The organism is Streptacidiphilus sp. PB12-B1b, from assembly GCF_014084125.1.
GTDB lineage: Bacteria > Actinomycetota > Actinomycetes > Streptomycetales > Streptomycetaceae > Streptacidiphilus.
The window spans coordinates 1,314,117-1,338,619 of record NZ_CP048405.1 but is presented as its reverse complement, the minus strand read 5'-3'; the positions used below and the strand labels follow the sequence as shown (position 1 = coordinate 1,338,619).

Here is a 24,503-nt window from a genome sequence, read left to right as displayed (position 1 = left end):
GGCCGCCCCGCCCTACCGCCTCTGACGACGGCGGGCGGCGCGGGGCGGACCGGCGGGCGGGGCGGACCGGCGGGAGGGTCTACGACAGTGCGCGGCCCGCGAAGTCGTAGCGGGTGGCGTACTCGGCCACGACCCGGCTGGTGCCCGACGGCGGGTGCAGCCGGAAGGGAGCGGTGGTGTGGATGGGGAAGACGGTGCGCGGGCGCATCCGCTCCAGCATGGTGTGCAGGTGGTCCTGGCTGGCGTGGCCGGAGCAGCCGATCTGCCGCAGCGGGATGCCCAGCGCCGACAGCCAGTCGGTGAAGGGCTCCCAGCGCGGCTCGAACGGGCCGAGGGGCTCGCCGTTGGCGTGGACGAAGACGCTCGCCGGGCAGCCCTCGCCGACCGGCAGGTCCAGCAGCGACGGCAGGTCGTCCGGGTCGGGCACGACCACGTACGCCGACGGCGCGGCATGGACGTCCGACCAGGGCACCTCGGCGGGCGAGAGCACGCCGTCGACGCCGAGCAGCTGGAGGAAGGCCGCGGTGGGCGCGGGCCAGACGATGCGGCGTCCGGCCGCCTCGGCGATGCCGAGGAAGGCCCGCACCCGCTCCAGGTCCCGCGGGTACACCGACAGCAGCACCAGCCCGGGGGTGCGCTCCAGGGCGGCGGCGAAGTCGCGCTGCACGTCGCTCTCGTCGCGGAGCCGCCCGCTGGGATCCCACCCCAGGGTGGTGCCCTCGGTGGCCAGGACGCCGCACTCGGCCGCGCGCTCCACGAAGCCCCAGGAGCGCTCGGGGTGGTGGCCGTGGAAGCGGATGTCGCCGGTGAAGGCGAGCGTCCCGGCGGGGGTGTGGACCAGGTACCCGGAGGCCCCGGGGACGTCGTGGTCGACCGCGACGCACTCGACCTCCATCGAGCCGACCCGGGTGCGCTGCCCGTCGGCGAGCCTGCGCCAGGCGGGGTCGCCGTGGGTAAGGCCCTGCCCGGTGGCGCTGAGCGCCTGGAGCAGGTCCACGGCGTCGGTGTGGGCGTGCACGGCGACGTCCTCGCGGAGGAATCCGGCGAGGCCGACGTGGTCGATGTGCGGGTGGCTGACGAAGACGGCCGTCTCGCCCACCGGATCGCCGAGGGCGTCGGCGGAACGCGGGTCGAGGGCGGCCGGGTCGAACAGCCCGGGGATGCGCGGAGCGGTGCCCATGCGCAGCCGGTCGGCGAGCTCGCGTCCGGGGCGGACCCGGACCGGCAGGCGGAAGGGATCGCGGCCGCTGGGGATGTCCAGGCCGATGTCCAGCAGGACGCGGTGGCCGCCGTCCTCGATCATGATCTTGCTTCCGCCGATGACGCCGAGGCCACCCCAGAATTCGATGGCGACCATATGTCAGTTCCTCTCGGCGAGCGACCGGGCCTGTGCCCAGTTACGTACGGTGTCGAGGACTCCCTCGACCAGGGGTGCGGTGATGTGCGCGGGGCCGTCGGCGCGGCCGAAGCGGTCGATGTAGGCGCCGACCGCGCCGATCCCCATGCCCGGCGCGATGTCGTTGGTCCAGTGGTCGCCGACGACCAGCAGCCGCGCGCCGTCGGCGGCGGGGACGGTCGCAGCGTCCGGGGGCAGTCCCAGCTCGCGGCGCAGCAGCCGCTCCAGGCCCGCGGGCTTTCCGGTGCCGGAGACCACCTCGTCCACCAGCGGCAGCACCTCCAGCCGCTCCAGCAGCGGGTCGAGCCCGTGCGCCGGGCTGTTGGTGGCCAGCACCACCCGCACGCCCCGGGCCCGCAGCTCCGCCAGCAGCTCGGCGTAGGCGGTGGGGACCTCCAGTTCGCAGCCGGGCCCGGCCATGTAGGCGCGGGTCCCGGTGAAGGCGGCGGCGAGCGCGGCCTCGTCCACGCCCTGGCGGCGGGCGAGGACGGCGACGGCCTCCCAGCCGTCGACGGCCTCGGGCACCGCCGGGGCGCCCTCGTCGAGGTAGCGCTCCAGGCCGTCCAGCAGCTCCCGGCGGGCCGGGGCGGGCAGCGCCTGCGCGGCCCGCCAGGCGTACTGCTGCAGGGGCGCGTCGCCCCGGTAGAGGGTGCCGTCGAAGTCGGTGACCAGGACCAGCCCCGTCAGTTCGTCAGCCACGGACGCCTCCGGTGGACGCCATGGCGCCGGTGATGAACTGGCGCTGCAGGGCCAGGAAGAGGACCAGCACCGGCAGGGTGGTGAAGGTGACCGCGGCGCACATGGCGGTGAAGTCCGTGCCGTCGGCCCCGGCGAAGCTGGACACGCCCACCTCGATCGGCTGGACGCTGGGGCTGGTCGTCATGATCAGCGGCCACAGGAAGGAGTTCCAGCTCGCCATGAAGGTGTTCAGGACGATGATCAGCAGCGCGGGCCGGACCATCGGCACGCCGATGTACCAGAGCATCCGCAGCCGTCCCGCGCCGTCCAGCTCGGCGGCGTCGAACAGCTCGGTCGGCACCGCCAGGAAGAACTGCCGGACCAGGAAGATCCCGAAGACGCTGGCGCCGAAGGGGACGATCTGGATCCAGTAGGTGTTCAGCCAGTTGATGTCGGTGGCGATCACGTAGTCCGGGATGAGCAGCACCGTGGTGGGGACCATCAGCACCGACAGCACCAGCACGAACAGCGCGTTGCGGCCCTTGAACCGCATCACCCCGAAGGCGAAGCCGGCCAGCAGCGAGGTGATCAGCGCCAGCGCGGTGGTGGCCGCGCCGACCAGCACGGTGTTCAGGAAGAACCGCCCCCAGGGCTCGGCGGCCCAGGCCCGGGAGTAGTTGTTCCAGTGCCAGTGCGGCAGCAGGATGCCGCTGAGGGAGGCGGTCGCGCTCGACGAGTTCAGCGAGGTGGCGACCACGTAGTAGAAGGGGAGCAGGAACAGCAGGGCGACGAGCACGGCTGCCGTCCGGCTGACGGCGGTGCCGAGGCGCGAAGCCCCGACCGGGCGTGAGGGGGCGCTGCGGGCGGGGGCGGGGTGCGCCGAGGCGCGCCGCCGGAGGAGGCCCCGGCGACGCGTCCCGGCCCGTTCGCCCACGCGGGCGCCGGGTGCGGCCAAGGTCACTGATCGGCCTGCTTGTCCGCCAGGGCCGCCTTCTGCGCCGCGTCCAGCGCGGACTTCGGGTCGGCGCCCTTCTCCAGGACGGCCTGGATGGCGACGACCTCTTCGCCCTCGACCTGCTCCACCCAGGCGTAGGCGGGCTGCGGCACCGCATACTGCAGGGCGGCGACGGCCGTGGGCAGGTAGGGGTTCTTGGCGATGAAGGCGGACATCAGCGGCAGCGCCGCCGGGGTCACCGGGAGGTAGCCGGTCTGCTCGGACCACTGGGCCTGGCTCGACGCTGAGGCCAGGAACTGCATGTACTTCCAGCCCGCGGCCTGCTGTGCGGGGGTGGCGGAGGCGAACATCGCCACGTTGGTGCCGGACATGATGTTGGTCGGCGCGCCGGACGGGCCGACCGGCAGCACCTCGGTGCCCAGGGCGAACTTGTTGCCCACGGCCTGGTTCTCGTAGTAGTAGCCCGCTGCGCTGCTCAGGTCGAAGGCGCCCTTCTGGGCGCCGAGCGCGGTCTCGCCGGGGTAGTTGGTGCCGGTGGCGAGCGCGCCCTCGCCCTCGAGGGTCTTCATGTAGGTGAGGGCTTGGACCGCGGCGGCGCTGTTCAGCTGCGGGGTGCCGTCCGGGGCGACGTCGGGGGTGCCGTAGGCGGCGGCGAGGGCGGCGAACATGGTCTGGCCGCCCGCCGGGGAGGCGCTGGAGCCGGGGTCGACGGTGATGGCGGTGACGCCCTTGCCGGAGACGGCCTTGGCGTCGGTGGCGAACTGGTCCCAGGTGGTGGGCGCGGCCAGGCCCTTGGCCTTGAGCATGTCGGCGTTGTAGTACATGACCTGGACGCTCTTGTTGAACGGCCACATCCACAGCTTGCCGTCGGGCAGCTTGAGGTCCTTCTGCACCCCGGTGTAGAAGCCGGACAGCCCGGCCGGGTTGTCGCTGCCCGCGTACGTGCGGGCCGGCAGGATGGCATCGCTGTTGGCGAAGGTCGCGGCCCAGCTCTCGTAGACCTGGCCGAGGGTGGGCGCGTTGTGCCCGGAGACGCCGGCGGTCTCCTTGGCGAGCAGGTTGCCGTAGCTGGTCTGGTACTCCAGGTTGACGGTGATGCCCGGGTTGGCCTTCTCGAAGGCGTTGGTCAGCGCGACCAGGGTGGTCTTCTGGGCGCCGCTGTCCATGATCGACATGAAGCTGATGGTGGTCTTGCCCCCGGCCTTGGCGGAGGAGCCGCCGGAGCCGGAGGAGCCGCTGGAGGAGGAACAGCCGGCCAGGGCGACGAGTGCGGTGGCGGAGGCGAGCAGCGCGAGGCTGCGGCGGTTGCGGGACATGACGGGTGGACCCCTTTGCAGGCGAGGTGGTGCACGGGCGACGTGGTGCGGGCGTGGTGCTGTTCGTGCGTGTGCTGTTGTGCGTGGTGCTGTACGGGAGGGTGACGTTCGGGGGTGACGCGGGTGCGTCCGGCGGCGCACCGGGCGCGGGGGCGCGCGGCGTCAGCGGGTGTCGGCGATCTCGCTGCCGGTGCGGCGCCGGAGCAGGGTGAAGGCAGCGGTGATCACGAAGAGGACCACCGCCAGCGCGGCCCCGTAGCCGGTGTGGAAGAGCAGGAAGGCCTCTTGGTAGAGCAGGTAGCTGAGGGTGGTGGTCGCGTAGTCCGGGCCGCCGGAGCTCATCTCGTAGAACTGGGTGAACGCCTGCAGCGAGGTGATGCTGCTGATGATGACCACGAAGGTGGTGACCGGGCGCAGCTGCGGCCAGGTGATGTGCCAGAACTCCTGCCAGGCGTTGGCGCCGTCCATCCGGGCGGCCTCGCTCATCTCGGTGGAGACGACGGACAGGCCGCCGAGGAAGAGCACCACGGTGAAGCCGACCTCGTGCCAGAGGCTGAAGACGATCACCGAGGGCATGGCCCAGGTGGAGGACTGCAGCCATTGCAGGGCGGGCAGGTGCAGGGCCCGCAACACGCTGTTGGCCAGGCCGAACTGCGGATTGAAGATCCACACCCAGGCCACCGAGGTGGCGACCACCGGGGTGATGAAGGGGGCGAAGATCGCCACCCGCCCGGCGTTCAGCAGTCGGCCGCCGCGCTGGAGCAGCAGCGCGATGCCGAGGCCCAGCGCGGTTCCGCCGATGACGGTGGCGCCGCTGAAGTAGAGCGAGTGCCAGAGGCTGGAGAGGAAGCTCGGCGTACTGGAGCCGAACAGCGCCTGGTAGTTGGCGAAGCCGATGTACTTGGACATGGACGTGTTCAGCACGTTCCACTTGAAGGTGCTGATGTAGACGGTGTAGCCGGTCGGGGCGATGACGAAGACCGCGAAGATCAGCACAGCCGGAGCGGAGTACACCCAGCCCATGGGGCTCTCACGTGCACGTTTGATGCGCTTGGCGGGGGTCGTCCGACCTGCCCGCGCCAGCACCTCGCTGTACTGCGCCATTCGCCAACTCCGCACCTCGTCCAGCTCTTGTCAGCACTGAGTGAAACGCGCGTAGATAGCGTGCCTATGACAAACAGGGAAACACTTGGCGACGACGGACGGTCGCGATCAGATCATGTGTCATCCTGGAAGGCTGGCCACTTCCAACTTCTGACCGAAGGTCAGCCGCCGGGCGGCGCCGACGACACCCCTCGGTCGCCTGTACGACGTCCACGGACGGGTTGACCCGGACCGCCCGCCGACGGGTGACGGCAGGCGACCGCCGCCGCACGCAGAGCGACCCATCCGCAGCTCGCAGCCCCTGCCCCGGGCGTGGCGTCAGTAAGAGTCGGTTTAGGCTGTGCCGACAGTGCGGTCGGGGATGGGATCATTGGACCGGCTAGCGTTGTTTTACGGCGAACGGCCCCACCCGTCGGAACAACACCCAGCAAGGAGCCCCATGAGCGCGGCTGCGTCCCTGTTCGACTCCTCCTGGGTATCCATAGCTGCCGTGCTCGCGGTGGTCTCCGACGCCTTCGTTCCGCTGATTCCCGACGGAACCGTGGTGATTGCCGCCACACTCGACTCCCACACCTCCCCGCTGCTGCTGGGCGTGGCCGTGGCGCTGGCCTCCTTCTGCGGGGACCTGCTGCTGCTGCGGGCCGCGCGGCGGGCGGCCGGGTGGGCGCAGCGGCGCCTCAACCGCAAGCCGGGCGCGGCCGCCGCCGCCGCACACGTCCTCGGGCTGCTGGAGACCAAGCGCGGCCGGACGATACTGCTGCTGCGCTTCGTGACCGGCGGGCGGAGCCTGCTGGACCTGCTGGTCGGCACCAGCACCAAGCCGCCGCGCCACTACCTGCGCTGGTCGGCGCTGTCCTCGACGGTATGGGCCACCTACATCGTCGGCCTGGGCTACCTGAACGCGCACACCTTCAACACCAGTTGGATCAGCTTCGCGGTGTCCTGCGTGGCGGCGGGCGCGGTCAGCGCGGTGATCGCGCGGATGGTGCAGCGGCAGCGCAGGCAGGCCCGCGCGGCGGCGGCGTCCGCCGCCGGGGCGACGGCCCCCGCCGAGGCGCGGGCCCAGCCGGCGGACCCGGCCCATGCCCACGCCCCGGCCCTGCCGCAGATCCCGGCGCAGGCTTCGGCTCCGGCGTCCGCCTCGGTCGCCGTGGCGGCCTCGGTGCCCGCGCAGGCTGCGGCGGCCGAGCCGGAGACCGCGCCCGCCGCCGGCTGACACCGGCGGGCGGGCAAAGGGGCGGGGGCGGCTCCTAGTCGGGCAGGCGCCAGTCGACCGGGGGCCGGCCGAGGTCCGCGAGGGCCTTGTCCACCTGCGAGAACGGCCGGGTGCCGAGGAAGTGCTTCACCGACAGCGGCGAGGGGTGCCCCATCTGCACGACCGCGTTGCGGCTGGTGTCGATCAGCGGCAGCTTCTTCTTGGCGTAGCCGCCCCACAGCACGAAGACCACCGGCTCGGGCTGCTCGTTGACCGCGCGGATCACCGCGTCGGTGAAGGTCTCCCAGCCCTTGCCCTTGTGCGAGTTGGCCTCGTGCGCGCGGACCGTGAGCACCGCGTTGAGCAGCAGGACGCCCTGGTCGGCCCAGGCCTGGAGGTTGCCGTGGTCGGGCGTGGGCAGGCCGAGGTCGGTGCCGAGCTCCTTGTAGACGTTGCGCAGCGACGGGGGCACCCGCACGCCGCGCTTCACCGAGAAGCACATGCCGTGCGCCTGGTTGTCGTCGTGGTACGGGTCCTGGCCCAGCAGCAGCACCTTGACCTGCCCGTACGGGGTGGCCTCCAGGGCGGAGAACACCTCGCCGCTCGGCGGGAAGACCTGGCCCGCCGCGCGCTCGGCGGCGACGAACTCGGCCAGCTGCGCGAAGTAGGGCTTGGCGGTCTCACCGGCGAGGACGCCCTGCCAGGACTCGGGCAGCGCGAACTCGTCGAGCGGGGACGGTGAGAGTGACATCGGGGTGCGACCTCCAGTGCGACCCGGCTCCGGGGGGAGCCGACTGCACAGCACGGTAGCGGGTGCCGCTGACAGTCAGCCGCCCGTCCCCGAGCCCTCCCCCGGCCCGGAGCCGGACCCGGAGCCGGACCCGGAATCCGCCCCAGAGCCGGACCCCGAGCCGGTACGGTCGTCGGCTGCCGCCGCGAGGGCCGCGGCGACGCCGTCCAGGACCCGCTCCAGGCCCCGGCGGAAGACCCGGTCCGGGTCGGGGCGGTCGTCCGCCTCCGCGACGAAGCGGGCCATCAGCGGGTGCTGCCCGGCGGCGAAGACGTCGGTGAGGTAGGGGCCGACCAGCCGCCGGTAGTCGTCCTGGCTCCGGCCGGTGCGGCGGGCCGCCTCGGCCTCGGCGATCTCGGCCAGCGCCACGCCCCGGACGTACGCGACGACGACGCCGGTGAGGCCCGCCATCTCGTCGATGCCCAGGCCCCTACCGTCCAGGCAGCCCAGCAGCCACTCGGTGCGGCGCAGCACGTTGGGCCCGAGCGGCGGGCGGCTCAGGCCGACCGGCAGCAGCCAGGGGTGGCGCAGCAGCAGGTCGCGGTAGCCGACGGCGAAGCGGTGCAGGTCGGCCCGCCAGTCGTCCAGGTGGCCCCGGCCGGAGCCGCCCTCGCCGAACACCTGGTCGGCCATCAGGTCGAGCAGGTCGTCCTTGGTCTCGACGTAGCGGTACAGCGACATGGTGCCCACGCCGAGTTCGGTGGCGATCCGGCGCATGGAGACGGCGTCCACGCCCTCGGCGTCGGCGACGGCGACGGCCGCGGCGACGATGGCGGGCAGGGTGAGCGAGGGCTGCGGTCCGCGCCCGGCCACCCGGGGCCTGGCCCAGACCGGGGTGCGTCGGGCGGGTCGGCCCGCCGAGCGTTCTGCTGCCACGGGCACCTCTCTCGCAGGCCGCGCTCCCGCCCCGGGAGCTGCGTACATGGTACGCAGCCGCCGGGGTCGGCCTCAGCGCACGCCGCTGAGGTGGGCGAAGAGGACCACGTTGCCGGTGTACTCCTGGCGGGCGCGGTCGTAGCCGCCGCCGCAGGTGATGATCCGCAGCTCGGCGTCGGGGCTGGGGCCGTAGACCAGGGCGGCCGGGAAGCCGGTCTTTGCGTACGTCTTCAGCCGGTCCACGGTGAACACCGCGGTGGTGCCGTCCAGCCGGACCACCTCGACCTGCGCGCCGGGCCGGACCGCCGACAGGTTCCACATCACCGCCGGGCCGGTGCGGGTGTCGACGTGGCCGACCAGGACGGCGGTGCCGGCCTCGCCCGGGGTGACCGAGTCGCGCAGCCAGCCGGCGGTCCTGGGCTGCGAGAACGGCGGCAGCTCGGGCGACCCCTTGCTGTCCATGCCGAGGCCGAGCAGCGGCGCGGTCAGGCCGACGGAGGGGATGGAGAACTGGATCGGGGTGGACCTGTCCAGCGGCCGGTGCACGGTCCGGGCGGCCCGGCCGGGCGTGCGGTGCAGCGCGTCGTCCGAGGTGGAGGCGGTGGACGCGGCGGCGGACTGCGGGCCCGCCGCCGCGAGCCCCCGGTCCGCGTGGGCGAGCCCGAGCGCCGCCCCCGCGAAGGCGACGGCGCACAGGCAGCCGGAGAGCGTCCCGGTCGCCAGCCCGACGGTGCGGCGCACCGAGCGTCCCGGCAGCCGCAGCTCAGCCACGGCGGAGGGCGCGTCGGCGCTGGCAGGTGAAGAGGACGGCGGCGGCGACGGCCGCACCGATCAAGCCGAGCGAGGCGTACTGCTCGGCGCGGGAGGGCAGCTCGCCGGTGGGCCGGGCGTCGTCCAGGCCGAAGGCGGAGCCGAGCCCGGCGGCCAGGCCGGACGGGCCCAGCCCGGAGCCGGCCAGCCGGGTGGCGCCCCAGCCGCCACCGGCCGCCGGGGCGCCGAGGGCGCGGACGGTCATCGTGCCGGCAGCGACCGTCCTGCCGCGGCAGGTCTCCAGCACGGCGTAGTCGCCCGGCTGGGCGCCCCGGGCGACGGCGCCCTGGGCGAACAGGCCGCCGTCGGCGGCCATGGCGAGCGGGGCGGGGGCGGCCAGCGCGGCCGAGATGACGGTGCCCGCGCCGCCGCCGCAGTCGGCGAAGGTCCGCAGGTCCACGGTGCCGCCGGGGCGGGTGGTCGCCGGGGCGACCATGATCACGTCCACCACCGGCCCGGCCCCGGGCAGGGCGACGGCGTCGGCGCCCGTGCCAGCGGCGGCACCCGCGCCGGGGGCGGGAGCGGCGGCGGGGCCGCCTGCGGTCACCAGGGTGGTGACGGTGTGGCCGCCGCCGGGGAGGGCGGCCGTACGCGCGGCGGGGTGGGCGGCCGGCTGCGGCGCGGGGGCGTCCGGGCCGGTCGCGGCGGCGAAGGCGGGGGCGCCGCCCGCCGCCAGCACCGCCGCCACCGCCGCGGCGGTGAACGCCGCCCGGGCTCCGGTGCCGGGCCCCGGAGGGCGCCTGCCGCTCCGGTCGCGCGATCGTTCGGCCTGCTCGTCGGTCCTGCTGGACACGCGGGGCTCCTCTCGGTCCGGGCTCGCCGAGGTGGGTCTCGGCCCGCTCGCCCTCGGAGCCCAAAATATGACGAGATACCAGCTTTTGCCGGGACGACATACACCGGGTGACGTTCCGTCAGGGCCGACCGGGTGAGCCCGTCATCCGAACGGCCCCGCCCTCGAACACGAGGACGGGGCCGCAGACGGAGAGAGCGCAGCAGGCGGATGGGGGCGGCAGGCGGCCGGGGGCGCGCTCAGATCTCCTCGATCAGGTCGGCGACCGACTTCACCACCCGGGAGGGGCGGTACGGGAAGCGCTCCACCTCGGTCTGCTGGGTCAGGCCGGTGAGCACCAGCACCGTCTCCAGACCGGCCTCCATGCCCGACTTGATGTCGGTGTCCATCCGGTCGCCGATCATGGCCGTGGTCTCCGAGTGCGCGTTCAGCGTGTTCAGCGCCTCGCGCATCATCAGCGGGTTGGGCTTGCCGACGAAGTACGGCTCCACCCCGGTGGCCTTGGTGATCAGCGCCGCGACCGAGCCGGTCGCCGGGAGCACGCCCTCGGTGGAGGGGCCGGTCTCGTCGGGGTTGGTGCAGATGAACCGGGCGCCGTCGTTGATCAGCCGGATCGCCTTGGTCAGCGCCTCGAAGCTGTAGGTGCGGGTCTCCCCCAGCACGACGTAGTCGGGGCGGCTGTCGGTGAGGACGTAGCCGATCGCGTGCAGCGCGGTGGTCAGGCCCGCCTCGCCGATGACGTACGCGGTGCCGGCCGGGCGCTGGCCGTGCAGGAACTTCGCGGTGGCCAGCGCCGAGGTCCAGATGCACTCCTCGGGGACGTCCAGGCCCATGCCGGCCAGCCGGGCGTGCAGATCGCGCGGGGTGTAGATGGAGTTGTTGGTCAGCACCAGGAAGGGCTTGCCGGACTGGCGCAGCCGCGAGATGAACTCGTCCGCGCCGGGGATGATCGTCCCCTCATGGACGAGGACGCCGTCCATGTCCGTCAGCCACGACTCGACCGGCTTGCGTTCCGCCACGTCGGCATCTCCTCAATCAGTGGGTTGGGCTGCCCCGACGACCTCAGCCTACTGGTGCGCCGGGCCCCCGTCGTGTGCCGTCCCGCCTGCCGGGACGGCACACGACAGGGGCCGCGGGGCCTAGCCCAGCAGCAGCTGCGGCAGCTCCGCGACCGAGGCGAGGACGTGGGTGGCCCCGCCCGCGCGCAGCCGCTCGGCGTCGTGCGCCCCGGTGAGCACGCCCGCGACCACGCCCGCGCCGGAGCGCGCGCCGCAGAGCATGTCGTAGCCGGTGTCGCCGACCACGGCCAGCTCCCGGACGTCGTCGGCCGCGCCGGTGCGCAGCAGCGCCGCCAGGGCGAGGTCCGGGTAGGGGCGGCCGCGGCCGCCCGCGTCGGCCGGGCAGAGCACCAGGTCGGCGAGGGACTCCCAGCCGAGCGCGGTGAGGATGCGCTGCTGGGTGGGGCCGGAGAAGCCGGTGGTGAGCACGACCGTCAGGCCCGCTCCGCGCAGTTCGCGGACGGCCTTCTCGGCGCCGGGCAGCGCGGCGCAGTGGCCCTGGTCGACCAGCCGGTCGTAGGCGGCCTCGAAGGCGCGGTTGCCCTGCTGGGCCTTGGCCTCGTCGCCGAACAGCGCACGGAAGACGCTGATCTTGCTCTCGCCCATGGTGTCCCGGACGTGCTGGACCATCCGCGCGTGCTCGTCGGTGCCGTGGACCACGCCCAGTTCGGCCGCGGCGGCGTCGAACGCCTGCTCCACCAGGCCGTCGTCGGCCACGGTGGTGCCCGCCATGTCCAGCACGACCAGCCGGGTACGCGGCCCGGTCTCGCGCCCGGCAGCAGTCTGATCAGCCATCACAGTCCCATCTCCGTCACGGTCGCCTCGCCGATCGCGGGCGAACAGGTCATTCCGCGGCCCCCGGGGCCGGTCACCAGCCAGACGCCGTCGCGCACCTGCTGGCGGTGGACCACCTCGGCGGTGTCCACGCACTGCGCGTACACCCCGGCCCAGCGGCGGCGCACGGGCGGCAGCGGGCGGCCCAGCAGGTGCTCGGCCACGCCGGCCAGGTACGTGTACGGCTCCTCGACCACGTCGAAGCCGAACGGCTGGTCGTACTCGTGGGTGTCGCCGATGGTCAGCGAGCCGTCGGCGCGCTGGACCAGCAGCAGCTGCATCCGGTGCCCGGCGGCGACCGGGTGCTGCGGCTGGGCGCTGTTGAGCGCCTCCAGGGCCGGGCCGGCGTAGGCCGGGTAGTAGCGGAAGCTGTCGCCGTCCGCCACCGAGGTGGTCAGCTGCTCGCCGAGCGGCTCGGTCTGCATCATCTGCAGCCGCACCCGGCGCACCGGCAGCTCCGGCGCCAGCTCCCGGACCAGGCCGCCCAGCCAGGCGCCGGTGCACAGGACCACGGCGTCGCCGCTGTGCAGCTCGCCCCGGTCGTCGCGGACGCCGCGGCCGACGACCTCGCGGACCTCCCGGCCGCCGAGGAAGGTGTACCGGCCGGAGGCGGCGAGCCGGTCCTGCAGCGCACGCTGCGTCACCCGCGGCTCGACCTGGGCGTCCTGGGCGCACCACAGGCCGCCGAGCAGCTCGCCGCGGAGCGCGGGGTTGTGCTTGCGCACGGCGTCGGCGTCCAGCAGCTCCCAGCCGCGCACCCCGGCGTCGGGCCGGGCGGCGGCCTCGGCGGCGACCGCGTACTCCGCCTCGGTGCGGACCACGGTCAGCGAGCCGTCGGCCCGGAAGCCGACCTCGGGGACCTGCTCGGCTATCGCGCCCCACAGCTCCCGGGCGCGCAGCGCGGTCGCCAGCTCGGGCCCCTCGGCCCGGCCGCCGACCCACACCAGCCCGAAGTTGCGCACAGACGCGCCCCGCGCCTGCGGTTCGCGCTCCAGATGGACGACCTCATGTCCGCGCTCGACCAGATGCCATGCGTGCATGGTCCCGAGCGCGCCTGCTCCTACGACGATGACTCTCACGGGGTCGACCATGGAGCTTCTGGATGACATGACGGACGACCTCCGGTGAATCGGGCATGAACAGCTCCAACAAGTTGTCCATACAACTTACCGGACACCTGGCCGGAGCTGTCCACCCCCGCCGCCCCGGGAGCGGCCGGCTCAGAGCGCCTGCCACCCCTTCAGGTACGCGTCGATCTCGGCGATGATCGCGGCCTTGCCGGCGTCGTCCAGGAAGGACGCCCGCACGCCCTGCCGCGCCAGCTCGGCGATCCCGGCCTCGTCCAGGCCGAGCAGCCCGGCGGCGACCGTGTACTCGTGGTTCAGGTCGGTGCCGAACATCGGCGGGTCGTCGCTGTTGACCGTGACGTACAGCCCGGCGTCCACCATCTGCCGGATCGGGTGCTCCTCCATCCGCTCGACCACCCGGGTGGCGATGTTGGAGGTGGGGCAGACCTCCAGCGGAATGCGGTGCTCGCCCAGGTAGTCCACCAGCCGCGGGTCGCGGACCGAGGTGGTGCCGTGGCCGATGCGCTCGGCGCCCAGGACCTGCAGCGCGTCCCAGACCGTCTGCGGGCCGGTGGCCTCGCCCGCGTGCGGGACGCTGTGCAGGCCCGCGGCGCGCGCCCGGTCGAAGTACGGCTGGAACTGCGGGCGCGGCACGCCCGCCTCCGGACCGCCCAGGCCGAAGCTGACCAGCCCCTCCGGGCGCAGATCCAGCGCCAAGCGCTCGGTGATCTCGGCGGACTCCAGCCCGGCCTCGCCGGGGATGTCGAAGCACCAGCGCAGCACCACGCCCAGCTCCGACTCGGCCGCCTTGCGGGCGTCCTCGATGGCCTCCATGAACGCCTCGCCGGGGATGCCGCGCCGCACCGAGCTGTACGGGGTGACGGTCAGCTCGGCGTAGCGGATGTTCTGCCGGGCCATGTCCACGGCCACCCCGTACGTCAGCGCGCGGACGTCGGCGGCGTCCCGGATCAGGTCCACCACCGACAGGTAGACCTGGATGAAGTGGCCGAAGTCGGTGAACTCGAAGTACTCGGCCAGCGCCTGCGGATCGGTCGGCACCGAGGTCCGGCCCTGGTAGCGGGCCGCCAGTCCGGCCACCACCGCCGGCGAGGCCGAGCCGACGTGGTGGACGTGCAGCTCCGCCTTGGGCAGCCCGGCGACGAAGCCCTCGATCCCGCCGCCCGCCCCGCTCTGGATTCCGTGCTGTACCGCTGCCATGGACCCGCTCCCATCCGTTCCGCTCGACGAACTGGCAGCTTCTCACAGCGGCGCGGACGGCCCGGAGGGGAGCGGAGCGGCTCAGAACAGCGCGGAGACGGCGTGGATGAGCAGCCCGGCCAGGGCGCCCACCACGGTGCCGTTGATCCGGATGAACTGCAGGTCGCGGCCGACGTTGGCCTCGATCTTGCGGGAGGCCTCGTCCGCGTCCCAGCTCGCCACGGTCTCCGAGATCAGCGAGGTGATCTCGCCCCGGTAGGTGTCCACCACGTACTCCGCCGCGTCCTCCAGCCAGCCGTCGACCTTGGCCTGCATCGCCGGGTCGGTGGCCAACCGCGCGCCGAAGGAGCGGATGCCGTCGCGCAGCCGCACCCGCAGCTGGCTGTTCTCGTCCTCGGCGGCCTCCAGCACCATGCCGCGCACCGAGCTCCAGGCGGACGCGATCAGGTCCTGCACCTCCGGGCGGGCCAGCAGGTCGGTCTTGGCGCGCTCGACCTTGGCGATGGTCTCCGGATCGGTGCGCAGCTCCTTGGCGAAGTCCGCCAGGAAGCTGTCCACCGCGCCCCGCGCCGCGTGCTGCGGATCGTCCCTGACCTCCTCGGAGAAGCGCAGCAGCTCCCGGTAGACCTTGACGCCGACCTGCCGGTCGATGAACTTCGGGGTCCAGCCCGGGGTCTCCTCGGCGATGGTCTGGATCACCGTGTCCCGGTGCTCCACCAGCCAGCTGTTGGCCCGCAGCACGCACAGGTCGACCACGCCCCGGTGCCCGCCCTCGGAGACGATCCGGTCCAGCATCCGGCCTATCGGCTGGGCCACCGGCTGGGCGGCGGCCCGCCGGGTCACCGCCTCGCCGATGACCGCCTGCACGGCGTCGTCGCGCAGCACCGCCAGCGCGCCGCGCAGCGCGGCCGACGCCTCCCGGGTGACCCGCTCGGCGCTGCCGGGCGCGGACAGCCACTCGCCGAGCCGCCGCCCGACGCCCAGGGCTCTCAACCGGCCCCGGACCACCTCCACGGAGAGGAAGTTCTCGCCGACGAACTGACCCAGGCTGCGCCCGAAGACGTCCTTCTTGGTGGGGATGATCGCGGTGTGCGGGATGGGCAGCCCGAGCGGGCGGCGGAACAGCGCCGTCACCGCGAACCAGTCCGCGAGCGCACCCACCATGCCCGCCTCGGCGGCGGCCTGGACGTACCCGGCCCAGGCGCCGACGCGGTCGTGCACACCCCAACTGGCCAGGGCGTAGACCACCGTCGCCGCGACCAGGAAGCCGGTGGCGATGGCCTTCATCCGCCGTACGCCACGCCGCTTCACCTCGTCCGACGCCGTGTAGCGCACCCCGAGCGGGCGTTCGGCCTTACTGTCTTCGAGCGTATCCACGTTCCCAGTCTTACCTCTTCGAGATCGACGTACGGGAGATACCCGCCTTGTCAGCTCTGCCGGGCCCGGGTGGCCTGTCCGGTTATGCCGAACATTTCATCGAACCGGACGGTTATCTGGACTTCGGACGATTCGGACCTCCCTCCGCGGACGTGGTGGAGACCACGACCGGTCTGCTGACCCAGTCCTCGCACGGCACCTCCCGGACCGTGGACGAGCTGATGCGCCAGGAGCTGCGGGCGCGTCAGGCCGCGGCCCGGCTGCTGGGCCTGAACGCCGCCTCCGCGGACCTGGAGCGGGTCGCGCTGCTCCCCAACACCAGCACCGGCCTGTTCCACGCGGCCCTCGGCCTGCCGCGCGGGGAGGTGCTGGTGCCGGGGCAGGAGTTCCCCTCCAACCTGTACCCGTGGCGTCGCGCCGCGGCGCTCGGCCGGGTACAACCCGTACCACTCGCCGCTGACAGGCTCGGCCGGATCACGCCCGACCTGGTGCGTTCCGCGCTCACCCGGGAGACGGTCGCGGTGTCGGTGTCCGCGGTGGACTACCGCACCGGCTTCCGCGCCGACCTGGGCGGCATCCGCGAGGTCATCGGGGCGGACCGGCTGCTGGTCGTGGACGCGATCCAGGGCATGGGCGCCACCGAGCTGCCCTGGACGGCCGCGGACCTGCTGGTGACCGGCGGTCAGAAGTGGCTGCGGGCGGGCTGGTCCACCGGCTTCCTGTACGCCTCGGCGGCGGCCCTGGAGCGGCTGCAGCCGGTGCTGACCGGCTGGACCGGGGTCGCCGACGCAGGCGTCTTCGACGGCCGCGAGCACCCGCCGGCGCAGGGCGCGCAGCGCTTCTCGGTCACCAACGCCAACCCGGTCGCGGCCGGCGGCCTGGCCCGCGCGCTGGAGCTGGTCGAGCGGGTCGGCATGCGCCGGATCGCCGCGCACATCGCCCAGCGCACCGACGAGCTGGTCGACACCGTGCGCAGCACCGGCGGCACGGTGCTCTCGCCGACGGCCGAGCACGAGCGCGCCGGGATCGTCTCCTTCGCACTGCCGAAGACCGATCCGGCGCTGGTCGGGGCGGCGCTGGAGAGGCACGGGGTGACCGCGACCGTCCGCGCCGACCGGATCAGGCTGTGCGCGCACGCCTCCACCACGCTGGCCACGGTCGACCTGGTGCACAGCGCGCTGCGCTCGCTGCAGCGGGGCTGACCGGCGGGGCCGTCGGCCCGGGCAGCTCAGGGCGCGGGCCAGGGGACGCCGGGGGCCCTGGTCCAGGCCAGCTGCTGGGCGTCCCAGCGCGGGGCCTGGGCGGCCAGCCGGAGCCGGAAGGAGGACCAGTCGCGGTCGGCCTGCGGGGTCCAGCCGACCTCGGCCAGGGCGGGCAGCCGGGGCAGCAGCATGGTCTGCAGCTGCTGCGGGGTGGCGATGGTCTCGGTCCACACGGCGGCCTCGACCCCGGCCACCGCGTTCGACGGAACGCCCGCCAGCAGCGTCGCCGGATCCCAGCCGTAGCTCCTGGCGACGCCGACGTACCCGGCCCAGTCCAGGCCGAGCGGGGTGGAGGCGTCGTACTTCTGGTCCAGGTAGGCGTGGTCGGCGGGCTCCAGCAGCAGCCGGGCGCCGCCGCGGACGGCGGCGGCGAGCCGGGCGGGCAGCCCGGCGGGCTCCTGCGAGACCGGGTGCCACACCCCGAGCAGCGCCGGGCCGCCCCGGGCCGAGGCGGCGTCCTCCCACGCCTCGGGCTGCTTGCCGTGGGCCCGGGCGATGGCCGACACCCGGGTCATGAACGCGGCGTAGTCGGCCGGGTCGACGGACAGCGCCTCGTCGCCGCCGACGTCCAGGTACGGCCCGGGCGTCAGCCGGGCCAGCTCCGCCACCACCTGGTCGACGAAGGCGTAGCTGGACGGGCTGCCGGTGCACAGGCTGTCCGTCGCCCCGCCGACCCGGGTGTACGGACGGGGGTCGGCCGCGCCGGAGCCGCCGCAGGCCAGCGCCGGGTAGGCGGTGAGCGCCGCGTTGATGTGCGCGGGCATGTCCACCTCGGGGACGACGGTGATGTAGCGGGCCGCCGCGTAGGCCACGATCGCCCGGTAGTCGGCGTCGGTGTAGTAGCCGCCCGGGCCGCCGCCGATCTCGGTGGCCGCGCCGACGCCGGTCAGCCCGGGCAGGCCGGGCACGGCGATCCGCCAGCCCTGGTCGTCCGTCAGGTGCAGGTGCAGGTAGTTGAACTTGTACTCGGCGAGCAGGTCGATGGTCTGCTCGACCACCGGCACCGGGAAGAAGTGCCGGGCGACGTCCAGCTCGGCGCTGCGGACGGCGTAGCGCGGCTGGTCGGCGATGCGCACCGCGGGCACCATTCCCGGGCCCTTGGCGGGCAGCAGCTGGCGCAGCGTCTGCACGCCGTGGAACAGCCCGGCGCCGGTCACGGCGGTGACCAGCACCCCGCCCGGGCCGGAGGCGAGCCGGTAGCCCTCCGGTCCGGTGCCGGCGGCCGGGTCCAGCCGCAGCACCACGCCGCCGTCGCCGGCCTGCGCCAGCCCGGCCCCGAGCACGGCCGCGCCGGGCCCGGTGGCGGGCGGCTCGGCGCCGCGCACCGGCAGGGTGAGGCCGGTCGAGGCGCGCAGCAGCGCGGCCAGCTGCCCGGCCACCTGCCCGGCGGCCGGACCGCCCTCGGCCCGCAGCACGGTCGCCGGGGTGACCGGGTACCCGGGCCCGCCGGTGGCGGCGACCGCCGAGGGCTCCGGCACCAGCGGCAGCGCCGCTCCGGCCGCGTTGCCGCCCGACGGGGCCACCGCACCGGCAGCCGCGCCCGAGCCGGAGCCCGGGCCGGAGCCGGAGCCGGTACCGGCGGCGGACAAGGACGAGGGGTCCGAGGGGGACGACGGGGCCGGGGACGAGTCGGAGGACACCGACCCCGGCCGGGACGCCCCGCACCCGGAGACGGCGGCCGCCAGCGACAGGGCCAGCAGGGCACTCGCGGCGACCAGCGCTTTCCGGACCATGCAGGTAATCGTCTCAACTGCTCATAGGCAACTCAATCACCCACGCCCACCGCCCGGGCACCAGTTCCGGCGATATCCCCGTACATGCGTGCGATGACGTCCTCGATGGCCGGCTCCCGCACCGACAGGTCCACCAGCGGATAGGCCGCGGCGACCGCCGCCACCAGCGGCGCGGCGCTCTGAGAGGCCGGGAAGGCCAGCCACTGGCGCGGCCCCTCGACCCGCACCACCCGGGTGCCCGGCACCTCGATCGGCGGCGCGGCCGAGGCCAGGTCCACCACCAGCGTCCGCTCGCTGCGCCCGGTGTCGTGCAGCCCCTCCAGGCCGCCGTCGTAGACCACCCGGCCGTGGTCGATCACCATCACCCGCGAGCACAGGCGTTCGATGTCGGTGAGGTCGTGCGTGGTGAGCAGCACCGTGGTGCCCGCCTCCGCATTGGTCTCGGCGAGGAACTCCCGCACCCGGTTCCTGCTGACCACGTCCAGTCCGATGGTGGGCTCGTCCAGGTACAGCACCTCCGGATCGTGCAGCAGCGCCGCGGTGATGTCGCCGCGCATCCGCTGCCCCAGCGAGAGCTGCCGCACCGGCACGTCCAGCAGTGGGCCCAGCTCCAGCAGCTCCACGCAGCGGTCCAGATTGGCCCGGTAGCGGGCCGGCTCGATCCGGTAGATCCGCCGGGCCAGCTCGTACGAGTCCCGCAGCGGCAGGTCCCACCACAGCGTGGTGCGCTGCCCGAAGACCACGCCGATGCGCCGCGCCAGCCGGGTCCGCTCCCGCTGCGGATCGACCCCGGCCACCCGCAGCCGCCCGGACGAGGGCACCAGGATGCCGGTCAGCATCTTGACGGTGGTGGACTTGCCCGCGCCGTTGGGCCCGATGTAGCCCACCATCTCCCCGGCCCGGACGCTGAAGCTCAGGTCCTCCACCGCCCGGACCTCGACCCGCTCGCGCCGCAGCCGCCCGACCCTGCGGCGCACCGTGAACGTCCGCGCCACGTTCTCGACCTCGATGATTCCCGTTCCCACGATCCATGCCTCCGATTTCTCCGCCGCCTCCGCGGAGGCGTTCGGCTTCCGACGAGTCAGCTTCCGGTGCTGCGGTAGGCGCGCAGCCCCGCGCGCCAGGCCAGCCCGGCGGCCGTCGCGCAGACCAGCGCGGCCACCGGGGAGGCGAAGCGGAACCAGCCGGGCAGCCCCAGCGGATCCGGCAGGCCGAGGACGTACAGCGCGGGCAGCCAGTTCACGAACGCCAGCGGCACCCCGTACACCACGCCCCGTACCAGGTCGCGGGCGTAGATCGTGGGCGGGTACTGGAGCATCGTCGCCCCGCCGTAGGTCACCGAGTTCTGCACCTCGGCGGCGTCGGTGGCGAAGAACTGGAAGGCCGCCCCGGCGACGAACACCGACCCGAAGATCACACTGCCGCAGACCAGCAGCACCGCCGTCACCAGCAGCCGCCCGGCCGTCCAGTCCAGGTGCAGCCGGGACACCGCCCAGGCCAGGACCAGCAGGGACTGCACCACCCGGCCCGTCCGCCGCAACGCGAAACGGTCCGCGCCGAGCTGCGCCAGCGCGGCGGCCGGACGCACCAGCACGGTGTCCACCGAGCCGTCCCGCACCCGCTGCCCGAGCTGGTCCAGGCTGCCCACCGCCAGATCGGCCAGGCCCAGGGTGGCCCCCGAGGTGCCGTACAGGAACGCCACCTGCGGCAGCGTCCAGCCGCCCAGCGCCGAGGTGTGCAGGAACATGATCGCGATCACGGCGAAGTCCAGGCCGGAGGTGACCGCGTTGCCGATCGTGGTCAGCCAGAACGAGGTCCGGTACGCCAGCGAGGCCCGCAGCCACATCCGCGCGACCAGCGCGTAGACGCGCAGCGCCTCGTAGATCCGGGCCGGCAGGCCGGCCGGGGCCGGGAGCGCGGCCGGCACCGCCCGCTGCTCAGCCACCCTGGACCACCACCTTGGCCGCCGCCGCCCGCTGCACCAGCCGGCCCGCGCCCAGCAGCACCAGCGCCCACAGCAGCTGCAGCGCCAGGCCGGAGAGCAGCGCGCCGCCGGTCCGCCGCTGAAGGAAGACGTCCTCCGGGATCTGTACCATGCCCGCCCACGGCAGGTGCTGCGCGACCGCGCCCAGCGCCGGGGGCAGCAGCGTCAGCGGCAGCAGGAAGCCGGAGAAGAACATCCCCAGCACCGCTGTGACCTGCCGCACACCCCGGGCGTCCAGCAGCCAGAAGCCGGTCAGCGAGGCCATGTAGCGCAGCGCGAAGCTGACGACGACCGCCAGCACCAGCGACGCCAGGAACCCGGCCCAGGTCAGCGCCGCCTCGGCGGCTCCCCCGGCGGGCATCCGCAGCCGGAAGAACAGCGCACCGACGGCCAGCGGCAGCACCCCGCGCGACAGCAGGTGGTAGCCGGCCCGGCCCAGGTCGGCGGCCAGCCACCAGCCCTGCTGGTCCACCGGCCGGTACAGGTCCACCGCGATGTCGCCGGAGGTGATCCGCGCCTCCAGGTCGTCCTGGATGCCGCCGCCCATCGCCGCCACCGGCACCATCAGGGACTGGCCCAGCCAGACGTAGGTGAGGGCGGCGCCCAGGTCGTAGCCGCCCAGGTGCGGCCGGATCTCCCACAGCGCCCGGTAGGTGTAGGCGATGAAGAAGCCGAAGACGGTGTTGGTGAAGACCCCGGCCCAGGTCGCCGCCCGGTAGGTGGCGTACCGGCGGAAGCTGCCCCGGGCGACCGCCGCGTACAGCCGCAGCGCCGACAGCCCCGGCCGGGGCGCGGCGGAGGGTACCGGGCGGGGGTGTCGTTGAGGTGGACTGGGCGGGTGGGTGGCGTCGACGGTCGGCGTCATCCGGGAACCACATCCTCTCGATAACGCGTCTGGGCGTACGACGCCGCATGCGCGCGCACGCCAAGGAGGCCCCGTCCGCAGCGACCCGGGGGTACGCGGAGGGGCTTGCCGTATGGAGTTGTCCTCAAGCGAGCGTAGCGACCCGCAGGGGCGCGCCGCATCCGGTTTCACCGGCCCTCATGGGGCATCCGGGCAGAAGACAGACATAATCGGACGCAACCACGCACCGTCGGCAGGCCACACAACCGTGAGCAGGCAGGAGCGTCCGCCAGGCCGAGGAGCACCACGCAGATGAGTCAAGGACCACAGGGACCGGGCTGGGGAACCCCCGACCGCGATCCGGAGGGCCTCCGACGCGACCCCCTCGACCACGCACCACAGCACGCGCAGGCGTACGGCTACCCGTCCGCGCCCGACGCCCTGGCCGCCGAGGACCGCTCCGACGGCGGCGGCGCGGGCGCGGGCGGACGCGAGCGCCGCCGCGCCAGGAAGCGCGCCCGCAAGGCCGCGCGCCGGGCCAAGCCCTGGTGGCGGCGGACGATCCCGACCTGGCGGATGGTCCTGGGCGGCGTGCTGACCGTGCTGCTGCTCGGCATCGGCGCCTTCGTCCTCATGTACATGGTGGTGCAGGTGCCCGACCCCAACGCCGCCGCCACCGCGCAGAGCAACGTCTACTACTACGCCGACAACAAGACCGAGATCGGTCAGACCGGCCTGGTCAACCGGGTCTCCGTGCCCATCGGGCAGATCTCCCAGACCATGCAGCACGCCGCCGTCTCCGCCGAGGACCGCACCTTCTACAGCAACCGCGGCGTCAGCATCACCGGCATGGCCCGGGCCGGCTGGTACACGGTCAGCGGCCGGGGCCTGCAGGGCGGCTCCACCATCACCCAGCAGTACGTCAAGAACTACTACCTCAACCAGGAGCAGAACGTCGCCCGCAAGGCCAAGGAGTTCTTCATCTCGCTCAAGGTCGACCAGACCGAGAGCAAGGACACCATCATGGCCGGGTACCTCAACACCAGCTACTTCGGCCGCGGCGCCTACGGCATCCAGGCCGCCGCCCAGGCCTACTACGGCGTCAACGCCTCCCAGCTGAACGTCCCGCAGGCGGCCTACCTGGCCGCACTGCTGCAGGCCCCCAGCGCGTACGACGTCGCCACCGCCACCCCCGCGGGCAAGGCCAACGCCGTCGCCCGCTGGAACTACGTGCTGGACGGCATGGTCAAGCTCGGCTGGCTCACCCCCGGGCAGCGGGCCGCCGAGAAGTTCCCCGCCACCAAGGAGCCCACCGCCGTCAACGGCGTCAGCGGCCAGGCCGGCTACCTGATCGACATCGCCGACCAGTACCTGACCGACAACAACGTCGTCGACCCGGCCACCCTGGCCGCCGGCGGCTGGCGGATCACCACCACCTTCGTCAAGAACGACCAGGACGCCCTCACCTCGGCCGTCCGCAGCCAGCTCACCCAGCAGCTGCCGGACACCGCCAAGGCCAAGGACGTCCGCGCCGCCGCCGGCTCGGTCGACCCCACCACCGGCAGGCTCGTCGCCGCGTACGGCGGCCCCGACTACGCCAAGCAGGAGTTCAACGACGCCACCCGCACCGACATCCAGGTCGGCTCCACCTTCAAGGCCTTCGACCTGGCCGCCGGGCTGCAGAACAACGCCACCACCCAGGACGGCGACCCGATCACGCCCTCCACCCTGTACGACGGCACCAGCGGCCGCAGCGTCCAGGGCCTGCCCAAGGGCCTGTCCTACGCGCCGCCCAACGAGGACGACGTCGACTACGGCGAGATCAGCCTCGCGTACGCCATGAAGAAGTCGGTCAACAGCGTGTACGCCCAGGAGGCCGCCGACGCCGGACTGAACAACGTCCGCAACGCCGCCATCGCGGCCGGGCTGCCCACCGACACCCCCAACATGAGCGCGGGCAACCCCTCCCTGGCGCTGGGCGTGGCCACCCCGGACGCCATCCAGCTGGCCGGGGCCTACGCCACCTTCGCCGACCACGGCCGGCAGATCACCCCCTGGTCGGTGCAGGCGCTCAGCCACGACGGCCAGTCCAAGGCGCTGCCTGAGCACCAGGCCAGGACCGCGTTCAGCCGCGACACCGCCGACACCGTCACCTCCGTCCTGGAGGGCGTCGTCAGCCCCTCCGGAACCGGCTACCTGGCCCTCGGCCTGGACCGCCCGGCGGCGGGCAAGACCGGCACCACCGACAGCAACAACTCGGCCTGGTTCGTCGGCTACACCCCGCAGCTGGTCACCTCGGTCGGCCTGTTCGCCGAGGACCCGACCACCCACGCCCGGCTCTCCCTGGGCGAGGCCGCGGGCGTCGACCGGGTCAACGGCGGGGCCTTCCCGACCCAGATCTGGACCGCCTACATGACCGAGGCCCTCGACGGCCAACCGGTCGCGCAGTTCGACCTCGACAGCGCCGCCTCCACCTCCACCCAGCCGCAGGCCCCCGCCCCGACCACCCAGGCGCCCACGCCGACCGCGCCGAACACCCCCTCCACCCCGGCCACCGCACCGACCACCCCCGGCCGGCCGACGCCCAGCGCGCCCGCACCCACCACCTCCGCGCCGACGCCGCCCGCCTCCACCCCGCCGACGCCCGCCCCGTCCACCCCGCCGGCCGACACCCCGACCGCCGGCCCGCTCGCCCCGAACACCGCACCCCCGCCCGGCACCGCCCCCCACCCGTAACGGCCCCGCGCCGGGGCGGCGTCGAGGCGGGGCGCTTCCCGGACGCCTGAGCAGACCCGCCCCGGCCGGGGTGCGGTCGGGGCGGGTCTCAGGTCACAGATGCAAGCTCAGGTCACAGGCTCAGGTCAGAGATAAAGGCCGGTGCTGCCCTGGCCCTCGCCCACGCGCTCGGACGCCACCGCGTGGATGTCCCGCTCGCGGAGCAGCACATACATGACGCCGCGGACCTCGACCTCGGCCCGGTCCTCCGGGTCGTACAGCACACGGTCGCCCGGCTCGATGCTGCGCACGTTCTGGCCGACCGCGACCGCCTCCGCCCAGGCGCAGCGGCGCGAGAGCTCGGCCGTCGCCGGGATCAGGATGCCTCCGGTCGAGCGGCGGTCGCCCTCCGGGCCGTCCGCGCGCACCAGCACCCGGTCGTGCAGCATCTTGATGGGCAGTTTCTCGCCCAGGGGGTATCCCCGTTCGGTGGAATCGTTC

At 73.8% G+C, this 24,503-nt stretch carries 22 protein-coding genes; 3 read left to right on the top strand and 19 right to left on the bottom strand.

Translation table 11 applies throughout. The annotated features are described in order from the left end of the window. Nucleotides 1-79: 79 nt before the first annotated feature. The 5 genes from GXW83_RS06130 to GXW83_RS06110 form a co-directional block, all read right to left on the bottom strand. Complete coding sequence (locus GXW83_RS06130) at nucleotides 80-1,357, bottom strand: MBL fold metallo-hydrolase (RefSeq protein WP_182441872.1); 1,278 nt, start codon at nucleotides 1,355-1,357, stop codon at nucleotides 80-82. 3 nt (nucleotides 1,358-1,360) lie between these two features. Continuing rightward, nucleotides 1,361-2,095, bottom strand: a complete 735-nt coding sequence (locus tag GXW83_RS06125) for an HAD family hydrolase (protein WP_182441871.1) — start codon at nucleotides 2,093-2,095, stop codon at nucleotides 1,361-1,363. After that, nucleotides 2,088-3,035, bottom strand: coding sequence for a carbohydrate ABC transporter permease (locus GXW83_RS06120; RefSeq protein ID WP_225446788.1), 948 nt, complete (start codon nucleotides 3,033-3,035; stop codon nucleotides 2,088-2,090). Before GXW83_RS06120 ends, GXW83_RS06125 begins: the two co-directional genes overlap by 8 nt. After that, a complete protein-coding gene (locus GXW83_RS06115; RefSeq protein WP_182441870.1) occupies nucleotides 3,032-4,345 on the bottom strand; it encodes an extracellular solute-binding protein in 1,314 nt (437 codons plus the stop codon). The genes GXW83_RS06120 and GXW83_RS06115 overlap by 4 nt, the downstream gene beginning before the upstream one ends. Before the next feature lie 162 nt (nucleotides 4,346-4,507). Then, nucleotides 4,508-5,449 carry a carbohydrate ABC transporter permease gene (locus GXW83_RS06110; RefSeq protein ID WP_182441869.1) on the bottom strand — a complete coding sequence of 314 codons (942 nt, stop codon included), beginning with the start codon at nucleotides 5,447-5,449 and terminating at the stop codon, nucleotides 4,508-4,510. 439 nt (nucleotides 5,450-5,888) lie between these two features. On the opposite strand from GXW83_RS06110, the gene GXW83_RS06105 reads away from it, so the two are divergent. After that, entirely contained in the window at nucleotides 5,889-6,665 is a 777-nt protein-coding gene (locus tag GXW83_RS06105) for a DedA family protein (protein ID WP_182441868.1), read from the top strand. A gap of 34 nt (nucleotides 6,666-6,699) precedes the next feature. Here the strand turns inward: GXW83_RS06105 and ung are convergent, their stop codons facing one another. The 9 genes from ung to GXW83_RS06060 all read right to left on the bottom strand — a co-directional run bounded on the left by ung (nucleotide 6,700) and on the right by GXW83_RS06060 (nucleotide 15,464). Beyond that, the gene (gene ung / locus GXW83_RS06100) at nucleotides 6,700-7,395 is read right to left on the bottom strand and encodes a uracil-DNA glycosylase (RefSeq protein ID WP_182441867.1); all 696 of its coding nucleotides are present in this window, start codon (nucleotides 7,393-7,395) and stop codon (nucleotides 6,700-6,702) included. A gap of 75 nt (nucleotides 7,396-7,470) precedes the next feature. Continuing rightward, nucleotides 7,471-8,310: a TetR/AcrR family transcriptional regulator gene (locus GXW83_RS06095; RefSeq protein ID WP_182441866.1), complete on the bottom strand. Its 840-nt coding sequence runs from the start codon at nucleotides 8,308-8,310 to the stop codon at nucleotides 7,471-7,473. A gap of 72 nt (nucleotides 8,311-8,382) precedes the next feature. After that, nucleotides 8,383-9,081 (bottom strand): class F sortase, encoded by a 699-nt coding sequence (locus GXW83_RS06090; protein ID WP_182441865.1) that lies wholly within the window; start codon nucleotides 9,079-9,081, stop codon nucleotides 8,383-8,385. Continuing rightward, nucleotides 9,074-9,913 carry a hypothetical protein gene (locus GXW83_RS06085; protein ID WP_182441864.1) on the bottom strand — a complete coding sequence of 280 codons (840 nt, stop codon included), beginning with the start codon at nucleotides 9,911-9,913 and terminating at the stop codon, nucleotides 9,074-9,076. The genes GXW83_RS06090 and GXW83_RS06085 overlap by 8 nt, the downstream gene beginning before the upstream one ends. A 236-nt stretch (nucleotides 9,914-10,149) precedes the next feature. Next, a complete protein-coding gene (locus GXW83_RS06080) occupies nucleotides 10,150-10,929 on the bottom strand; it encodes an HAD-IIA family hydrolase (protein ID WP_182441863.1) in 780 nt (259 codons plus the stop codon). Nucleotides 10,930-11,049: 120 nt separating this feature from the next. Next, nucleotides 11,050-11,763 (bottom strand): phosphonatase-like hydrolase, encoded by a 714-nt coding sequence (locus GXW83_RS06075; RefSeq protein WP_182441862.1) that lies wholly within the window; start codon nucleotides 11,761-11,763, stop codon nucleotides 11,050-11,052. After that, the gene (locus tag GXW83_RS06070; RefSeq protein ID WP_182441861.1) at nucleotides 11,763-12,881 is read right to left on the bottom strand and encodes a TIGR03364 family FAD-dependent oxidoreductase; all 1,119 of its coding nucleotides are present in this window, start codon (nucleotides 12,879-12,881) and stop codon (nucleotides 11,763-11,765) included. Before GXW83_RS06070 ends, GXW83_RS06075 begins: the two co-directional genes overlap by 1 nt. Nucleotides 12,882-13,022: 141 nt before the next feature. Further along, nucleotides 13,023-14,087 carry an adenosine deaminase gene (locus GXW83_RS06065; RefSeq protein WP_182441860.1) on the bottom strand — a complete coding sequence of 355 codons (1,065 nt, stop codon included), beginning with the start codon at nucleotides 14,085-14,087 and terminating at the stop codon, nucleotides 13,023-13,025. An 81-nt stretch (nucleotides 14,088-14,168) separates the two neighbouring features. Continuing rightward, on the bottom strand, nucleotides 14,169-15,464 hold the full coding sequence (locus GXW83_RS06060) for a DUF445 domain-containing protein (protein WP_225446787.1): 1,296 nt from the start codon (nucleotides 15,462-15,464) through the stop codon (nucleotides 14,169-14,171). A gap of 152 nt (nucleotides 15,465-15,616) precedes the next feature. Between GXW83_RS06060 and GXW83_RS06055 the strand changes: the two genes are divergently transcribed. Then, a complete protein-coding gene (locus tag GXW83_RS06055) occupies nucleotides 15,617-16,666 on the top strand; it encodes an aminotransferase class V-fold PLP-dependent enzyme (protein WP_225446786.1) in 1,050 nt (349 codons plus the stop codon). Nucleotides 16,667-16,692: 26 nt separating this feature from the next. On the opposite strand, the gene GXW83_RS06050 is transcribed toward GXW83_RS06055, so the two are convergent. Genes GXW83_RS06050 through GXW83_RS06035 form a run of 4 tightly spaced genes read right to left on the bottom strand, consistent with a single transcriptional unit; the run spans nucleotide 16,693 to nucleotide 21,212 of the window. Beyond that, a complete protein-coding gene (locus tag GXW83_RS06050) occupies nucleotides 16,693-18,459 on the bottom strand; it encodes a beta-N-acetylhexosaminidase (RefSeq protein WP_182441859.1) in 1,767 nt (588 codons plus the stop codon). 32 nt (nucleotides 18,460-18,491) lie between these two features. Continuing rightward, entirely contained in the window at nucleotides 18,492-19,484 is a 993-nt protein-coding gene (locus tag GXW83_RS06045; RefSeq protein ID WP_225446785.1) for an ATP-binding cassette domain-containing protein, read from the bottom strand. A gap of 56 nt (nucleotides 19,485-19,540) precedes the next feature. Beyond that, nucleotides 19,541-20,404 carry an ABC transporter permease gene (locus tag GXW83_RS06040; protein WP_370466571.1) on the bottom strand — a complete coding sequence of 288 codons (864 nt, stop codon included), beginning with the start codon at nucleotides 20,402-20,404 and terminating at the stop codon, nucleotides 19,541-19,543. After that, complete coding sequence (locus GXW83_RS06035) at nucleotides 20,397-21,212, bottom strand: ABC-2 family transporter protein (protein ID WP_182447118.1); 816 nt, start codon at nucleotides 21,210-21,212, stop codon at nucleotides 20,397-20,399. Before GXW83_RS06035 ends, GXW83_RS06040 begins: the two co-directional genes overlap by 8 nt. A 387-nt stretch (nucleotides 21,213-21,599) precedes the next feature. Between GXW83_RS06035 and GXW83_RS06030 the strand changes: the two genes are divergently transcribed. Next, nucleotides 21,600-24,023, top strand: coding sequence for a transglycosylase domain-containing protein (locus GXW83_RS06030; RefSeq protein ID WP_182441858.1), 2,424 nt, complete (start codon nucleotides 21,600-21,602; stop codon nucleotides 24,021-24,023). Between the two features lie 125 nt (nucleotides 24,024-24,148). Here GXW83_RS06030 and GXW83_RS06025 read toward each other — a convergent pair whose 3' ends face one another. Beyond that, complete coding sequence (locus GXW83_RS06025) at nucleotides 24,149-24,451, bottom strand: co-chaperone GroES (protein WP_182447115.1); 303 nt, start codon at nucleotides 24,449-24,451, stop codon at nucleotides 24,149-24,151. Nucleotides 24,452-24,503: the final 52 nt, after the last annotated feature.